The sequence below is a fragment of the Luteitalea sp. genome (assembly GCF_044337415.1).
Lineage (GTDB): Bacteria > Acidobacteriota > Vicinamibacteria > Vicinamibacterales > Vicinamibacteraceae > Luteitalea.
Genome location: NZ_JBIINP010000240.1, coordinates 1 through 5,664 on the forward strand (window position 1 = coordinate 1; position 5,664 = coordinate 5,664).

The window sequence follows — 5,664 nt, forward strand, 5'->3', positions numbered from 1 at the left end:
GCCGCGCGCTCGGCGACGACCCGGTGCGCCACGTGCAGTGGCGTGACGCGGAAGTCCAGGACGTTGAGCGAGACCTGCGCGTGCCCATAGCTCGGCATGCCCCAGCCCACGGCGCGGACGGCAGGCAGCAGGCCCGGGCGTCGCTCGCGCGTCCCGTCGGGCCGCGTGACCACTGCCCCGGATGCGCGCACCTCCTCGGCGATGCCGCGCGCGACAGCGACGTCCGCGGTGTCGAGCGAGAGGTTCCACGCGATGAGGAACGGGCGGGCGCCGACGATCGCGGCGCCGAGGGTCGGGTGCGGGCGCGCGGGCCCGAAGTCGGGCACGAAGTCCGGATCGGCGAGCTTCACCGAGAGGCCCTCGTACTCGCCGCGTCGCAGCAGCGGCAGCGCACGCCTGGCGGCATCGAATGCCGCCGCCTCGTAGAGGAACACAGGCAGCCCGAGGTCGTGGGCGAGCGTGGAGCCGACGCGTCGTGCCAGACCCACGCACCGCGCCATCGTCACGCTGCGCACCGGCACGAAGGGACACACGTCGAGGGCGCCGAGGCGCGGGTGGGCGCCCTGCTGCCCACGCATGTCCACGTGGGCGGCCACGGCATGCCCGAGCGCGATGGCGGCATCGGCAACGGCTTCGGGCGCCCCGGCGAAGGTGAACACGGTGCGATGCGCATCGTGCCCGGGATCGACATGCAGCAACCGGACTCCGGCCACCGCGCGTACCGATGCGGCAAGGGCCGCGATCACGGCAGGATCGCGGCCCTCGGAGACGTTCGGCACGCACTCGACGATCGGGTCGTCAGGCACGGCCCTTCTTCAGCTCGTCGCGGATCTCGCGCAGGACCAGCACCTCGTCGGACGGCAGCGGGTCGGGCGCGGCGCCGATGAGCTGGGCGCGCACGCGGTTGACGAACTTCACCAGCAGGAACACCGCGAAGGCGATCAGGAAGAAATTCAGGACGATGTTGATGAACTGCCCGTAGTTGAGCGTCACCGCCCCGGCCGCCCTGGCTTCGGCGAGCGTGGAGGCCGGGCCGGCGAGCTTGCCCGGGCTCAGCGTGACGAACAGGTTCCCGAAGTCGACCTTGCCGACGATCAGGCCGAGGATCGGCATCACGATGTCGTCGACGACCGACTTGGTGATGGCCCCGAACGCGCCACCGATGATGACGCCGACCGCGAGATCGACGACGTTGCCGCGTGCGATGAATTCCTTGAATTCCTTGATCATCGTGGTGCGTCTCCTCAGAACTTGTACACGAAGGCCGTGATGAACGCGATGTCGTTCTTGTCGACGAGCAGGCCCGTCGGACGCGTCTTGTAGATGTCCTGGAACTCGAGCTTCAGCTGGATGCGCGTGGTGACCGAGGCGGCCAGGCCGGCGCTGAACGTGTAGAGCGCGTCGTTGAAGTCGTTCATCTTCCACAACGCGGTGAAGCCCTGGGTGAACGCCGCGCTCTTGGAGATCTGGTGCGAGAACTTCTCGCCGAAGGTGACGGCGCCGTCGGTCTCGAGATCGAAGCCGGTGTTCTTCTCGAACACCATACCGACCGAGCCGTCGACGTCGAGCGACGTGCGGTCGCTCTTGATGACGCGATAACCGAAACCGGCGGTCGGCGCGATGAGGTAGTCGATGTCCTTGAAGCGGTCGCGCACGTAGGAGACCTGGCCGAACACGTAGCCGCGGTCGGAGATCATCCGCTCCACGCGCGCATTCACCAGGCCGCGGTCGACGTTCTCGTTGCCGTCCTCGGTGGCCAGGATGTACAGGCCGTCGGCCTTGAAGATCGTCTTGGTCTTCGGGTCGCGCTTGATGTCGAAGGACAGGTTGAGGTTGGTCGTGTCCTTGTTGCCCTGCGTGAGCGCCAGGCCGGCACCGAACGACCCGGTCCACACCGGCGGGGGCGGAGGCGGGGGTTCGACGCACGGACACGGGGGCGCGGCCGGGGCCGGTTCCTGCGCCAGGGCCGGGGCCGCCGCCAGGCCCACCACCATCGCCACACCGAGCGCCATCAGGCGCACTCCCACGCACAACTCGTTCGACACGCTCGTTCCGTCCTTTCGCGAGGTCGTGCCTCGCGGAAAACCACCGGCCGGATCGACGCGTGTCCCCGGGCCCGAGGGCCCGCGCGCGGGGACTAGCGGCTCTCGTCGGCCAGCTTGTCGTACTGCTTGGCCAGGGCACCGGCCTCGGTGCGCCGCGCCTTCGACTCCTCGAGACCGAGCCCCTCGTAGGTGCGGCTCGTCGCGATGTTGGAGGCGTTCTGGTAGGCCGCCCGGATGGCCCCGCGCAGCGCATCGGCCACGTCGGCGACCATCTCGTCGGTGACCTTGATCGAGGCAGGCACGCGGGTCAGGGCCCGGCGGGCTCGCTCGTTGATGTCCATGCCGATTTGCGCATTCATGTCGGGACGTCCTCGCTGGAAAGTGGGGCCCGGGTCGCAACGCGCGGCCGAGCCAGCACCCCATTGTACGCAACGCCCGACGGACGCGCTCGGCCAACTCTAGCAATGGCGCCACACACGCGGACACTGGACTTTGGTGGATCCGCCGGTGCTACGATGCCTGCCGCCGCCCTGCCGGGTCCCAACCATGCCCAGGCGCCTCGCCCCAGCCCTCCTCATCCTCACCCTGCTCGCGCCCTGCGAGGCAGCCCTGGCCCAGTCGGCCTTCACCGTCGCCGTGGTCCGCGACGATGGCGTGGTGCTCCCCGTGGCGACGCACGACCGCGGCCGCTGGCGCACGCCCTGGCCTGGCCCCGCCAAGGAAGCCGAGGTCCCGGTCCGGGTCGAGGACTGCCCCCTGGCCTGGTGGGGCCTGCCGTCGGCGCCCACGACATGGACGCTGCTGGCCCCCAACGAGACCCCGCGCCCGATTCGCCTCGACCGCATCACGTGGGTGCCCTGGTACTGCCAGCAGCAGGTCGTGCTGCACAGCCGCGAGGCCGCGCGGGGACTGATGCGCCTGCCCGACGGCTTCCGGACCCCCAAGCACGCCGTGGCGGTGGCCGGTGGCGACGCCTCGATCGAACTGCCGCGGGAGATCGCCCTCGGCAGTCCCGAAGCGGCGGCGCTGCTCGATGCGCTGCAGCGGCCGTTCAACCAGCAGGAGCGGTTGCTCCTCGCCGGCGACTTCTTCGGACGATACGCCTCGCCGGTGAGCGGCGATGTCAGGGACCGCATGCCGGTCAAGGCGCTGTCGATCCACGAAGGCCCCGGACGCAACGGCGATCGCATCTACTTCGCCGAGTTGGAGCGGCGGTATCCGCGGACGTACCCGGTGGACCTGCGGTGGTGCGACGAGGTGACCTACATGGCCGGCTGGGTGCGCAAGGGGGCGGACGGTCAACTCGACCTGACGCTCGTCGATCGCACGGTGACCTCGTGCCTGCTCGACAGCGTGCTGCGGGCGGCACCACACGCCATCGTCCACACGCCACGCGGGCCCGCGTGGCTCCTCGAGTTGTATCGCCCGTCCATGGCCAACTTCGGGATGTTCCTCGCACCGGACGGCGACGACCCCGAACTGCTCGTCCTCCGGCCGGCCGGGCGGTGCGACCCGGGAGCCATGCCGTCCCGTCGCCTGTCGCCAATCGAGCGCATGCCCGACGCATCGACGGAGCACTGACGAACGGGGTCGGCAGTCGGTAGTCGGCAGTCGGCAGTGAGCCCGGAGCGGTCGTGCCGGGCGCCCTTCGCCCTTCGCCCTTCGCCCTTCGCCCTTTGCCCTTTGCCCTTTGCCCTTTGCCCTTTGCCCTTCGGCATGAGGCATGAGGCATGAGGCATGTGCAATGAGGCACGAGGCATGTGCAATGAACAATGCCCCCTCATGCCGCCCCGCCGTGGGCCGATGACTTGGATGCCGTGAAGGGCCGTCGCCCTTCCGGCCGCGCCCCATGCTCATCGGTCCCATCGTGCTCATCCTTGCCGCGGTCCCGATGGTCGCCGGCAAGGTCTCGCCCGACGGCCCCTTCGGTCCGGGAGCGGAGCACCTCGACTGTTCGGAGCAGCAGTGGTATCGCGGCATCCGCGTGGCGGGCGGCGCCTTCCTGATGGGCGGGCTGGTGTGGCTGGCGGCGGCGATCCTGCTGCCGGGTCACTTCGACACCCTGCGGGAGGAACGCGAGGCGATTGCCTTCATCGGGGCCACGGCGGTCGCCGTCGCCACCGTTGTCTCGACGATGTACGTGGAAGGAGGGTCAGACTCATGATGACCAGGCCCCCGCGCGTGCCCTCGTTCATCACCGACGAGGACGAACGCCTGCTCGTGCTGCTGCAGGCCGACCCGCAGGCGCGGCAGTTGCTGACCTGCTTCTCGGCACTGGCCCCGGAGGATCGGCGGGAGGTGTCGCGCGTCGCGCGCGCCTGCCGCGACGCGCACCCGGCGCTCGTCACCGTGCCGACGCACGCGGCCACCCCGCTGCGACTGGTCCGCTAGCTCGCCCGGCACCACGGCATCCCGCGCGCCGTGACGCGCCGCGCCTCACGCGACACGCCGCTGCCCCGGCGACACCGCGAACGCCGGTGCCGCTTCGGCCGGGCGGCGGCGACGCAACGCCACCAACAGCGCCGCCATCGCGGCCAGCAGGCTCACGGTGGCGGCATCGTTGCGCCCGGTCAGCCAGACGGCCACCAGCGCGACGGGAGCGCCGAGCACCAGCCCGCCTGCGTAGGCGATCAGGACATCCCGGCACCAGGACACGAGCAGACGAGGATCGAGGGTCATGGTCTGCGAGGCGCGAGGGGGACGCGCGGCCGCAGGCAACTGGCTCTCCGAGGATGCCGCAGGCCTCGTGTTAAAGGTGCAAAAAGAGTGTGACTCTACGATGGCAGGCCGAGCCCCGCCGCGGACCGCCGCCTGGAGGCATCGCCCGCGCGACCGTGGCGGTCCGCGCGCCGTGGGCTACGCTGTACGCCGACATGGCGGACGTCGAGACGCAGAAGGCTGGCACGGACACGCTCACGAAGGTGCTGCTCGGGCTGATCGCCGCGGGACTGTGGGCGCTGGTGGGCCTCGAACTCCTGACGGCGCGGAAGATCGACGCCATCGCGGCCGAGGTGGCGGCCATCGGCGCCGACACCGAAGCGATCCACGAGGACATCGACCCGAGCGGCGGCGAGGACGAGGCCGACGACCACGCCACGAGTTGGCGGCGCTAGCCAGCGACACGCGCTGACGCGCCTCCCTGCCGGCGTCACGACGTCGCGCGGCTCACCGCTCGGGCATCCCCTCCTGCAGTCGCGCAGCGATGTCGGTCGAGGACGGAACTCCGCCCGGATAGAGCCGTCAGGTCGGTGACCGCCGCTGGGCATGCGGCTCCAGCAAGCCGAACAGGTCCGCCCCCTCCAGCAGCACGGTCGGCGACCCATACCCACGCCGCACATCGTCGCGCGGGAGCGTGGTCAGGTCGATCACCGCATACGACACGGGCATCCCGAGGCTCGCGAGGGCCGCGTCGAGCCGGGCGCGCATCGGCACCGTGAGGGCACAGCCGGGGCGAGTCAGCAGTTCCAGCATGCGTGCGCCCTCAGCGTACCCGGATGAGGCGACCGCAGGTACAGCCCCTGGTCCGAAGCGAAGAGTTTCGAGCGGATGGTGCCGGGAGTGGGGTTCGAGCGCGACGGCGAGGCCGGCAGGCCGGAGCCGTGCGCCTGAGGCGCACGCC

The 5,664-nt window shown here is 70.6% G+C and carries 10 protein-coding genes; 4 read left to right on the top strand and 6 right to left on the bottom strand.

The features are described 5' to 3' along the window. The 4 genes from ftcD to ACIRDX_RS19950 form a co-directional block, all read right to left on the bottom strand. Positions 1–806, bottom strand: an 806-nt coding sequence (gene ftcD / locus ACIRDX_RS19935; RefSeq protein WP_396627188.1) for a glutamate formimidoyltransferase, incomplete at its 3' end; no start/stop codon positions are given. Next, the gene (gene mscL, locus ACIRDX_RS19940) at positions 799–1,230 is read right to left on the bottom strand and encodes a large conductance mechanosensitive channel protein MscL (protein ID WP_396627189.1); all 432 of its coding nucleotides are present in this window, start codon (positions 1,228–1,230) and stop codon (positions 799–801) included. The genes mscL and ftcD, both read right to left, overlap by 8 nt. Before the next feature lie 14 nt (positions 1,231–1,244). Further along, positions 1,245–2,027 carry a YdiY family protein gene (locus ACIRDX_RS19945; RefSeq protein ID WP_396627190.1) on the bottom strand — a complete coding sequence of 261 codons (783 nt, stop codon included), beginning with the start codon at positions 2,025–2,027 and terminating at the stop codon, positions 1,245–1,247. 110 nt (positions 2,028–2,137) lie between these two features. Continuing rightward, the gene (locus ACIRDX_RS19950; protein WP_396627191.1) at positions 2,138–2,404 is read right to left on the bottom strand and encodes a hypothetical protein; all 267 of its coding nucleotides are present in this window, start codon (positions 2,402–2,404) and stop codon (positions 2,138–2,140) included. A gap of 187 nt (positions 2,405–2,591) precedes the next feature. On the opposite strand from ACIRDX_RS19950, the gene ACIRDX_RS19955 reads away from it, so the two are divergent. The 3 genes from ACIRDX_RS19955 (at position 2,592) to ACIRDX_RS19965 (ending at position 4,436) form a co-directional block, all read left to right on the top strand. Continuing rightward, positions 2,592–3,626 (top strand): hypothetical protein, encoded by a 1,035-nt coding sequence (locus ACIRDX_RS19955; protein WP_396627192.1) that lies wholly within the window; start codon positions 2,592–2,594, stop codon positions 3,624–3,626. Positions 3,627–3,894: 268 nt separating this feature from the next. Then, positions 3,895–4,209, top strand: coding sequence for a hypothetical protein (locus tag ACIRDX_RS19960; protein ID WP_396627193.1), 315 nt, complete (start codon positions 3,895–3,897; stop codon positions 4,207–4,209). Next, positions 4,206–4,436 carry a hypothetical protein gene (locus ACIRDX_RS19965; RefSeq protein ID WP_396627194.1) on the top strand — a complete coding sequence of 77 codons (231 nt, stop codon included), beginning with the start codon at positions 4,206–4,208 and terminating at the stop codon, positions 4,434–4,436. The genes ACIRDX_RS19960 and ACIRDX_RS19965 overlap by 4 nt, the downstream gene beginning before the upstream one ends. A 45-nt stretch (positions 4,437–4,481) precedes the next feature. On the opposite strand, the gene ACIRDX_RS19970 is transcribed toward ACIRDX_RS19965, so the two are convergent. Beyond that, on the bottom strand, positions 4,482–4,724 hold the full coding sequence (locus tag ACIRDX_RS19970; protein ID WP_396627195.1) for a hypothetical protein: 243 nt from the start codon (positions 4,722–4,724) through the stop codon (positions 4,482–4,484). A gap of 155 nt (positions 4,725–4,879) precedes the next feature. Here ACIRDX_RS19970 and ACIRDX_RS19975 point away from each other — a divergent pair, with 155 nt between their 5' ends. Continuing rightward, complete coding sequence (locus tag ACIRDX_RS19975; RefSeq protein WP_396627196.1) at positions 4,880–5,158, top strand: hypothetical protein; 279 nt, start codon at positions 4,880–4,882, stop codon at positions 5,156–5,158. Positions 5,159–5,285: 127 nt separating this feature from the next. Here the strand turns inward: ACIRDX_RS19975 and ACIRDX_RS19980 are convergent, their stop codons facing one another. Continuing rightward, positions 5,286–5,516 carry a hypothetical protein gene (locus ACIRDX_RS19980; protein ID WP_396627197.1) on the bottom strand — a complete coding sequence of 77 codons (231 nt, stop codon included), beginning with the start codon at positions 5,514–5,516 and terminating at the stop codon, positions 5,286–5,288. Positions 5,517–5,664: the final 148 nt, after the last annotated feature.

Bases quoted from the DNA above. Each gene is read 5' to 3' on its own strand.
- mscL (WP_396627189.1), bottom strand. From the start codon at position 1,230: ATGATCAAGGAATTCAAGGAATTCATCGCACGCGGCAACGTCGTCGAT.
- ACIRDX_RS19950 (WP_396627191.1), bottom strand. From the start codon at position 2,404: ATGAATGCGCAAATCGGCATGGACATCAACGAGCGAGCCCGCCGGGCC.
- ACIRDX_RS19955 (WP_396627192.1), top strand. From the start codon at position 2,592: ATGCCCAGGCGCCTCGCCCCAGCCCTCCTCATCCTCACCCTGCTCGCG.
- ACIRDX_RS19960 (WP_396627193.1), top strand. From the start codon at position 3,895: ATGCTCATCGGTCCCATCGTGCTCATCCTTGCCGCGGTCCCGATGGTC.
- ACIRDX_RS19965 (WP_396627194.1), top strand. From the start codon at position 4,206: ATGATGACCAGGCCCCCGCGCGTGCCCTCGTTCATCACCGACGAGGAC.
- ACIRDX_RS19970 (WP_396627195.1), bottom strand. From the start codon at position 4,724: ATGACCCTCGATCCTCGTCTGCTCGTGTCCTGGTGCCGGGATGTCCTG.
- ACIRDX_RS19980 (WP_396627197.1), bottom strand. From the start codon at position 5,516: ATGCTGGAACTGCTGACTCGCCCCGGCTGTGCCCTCACGGTGCCGATG.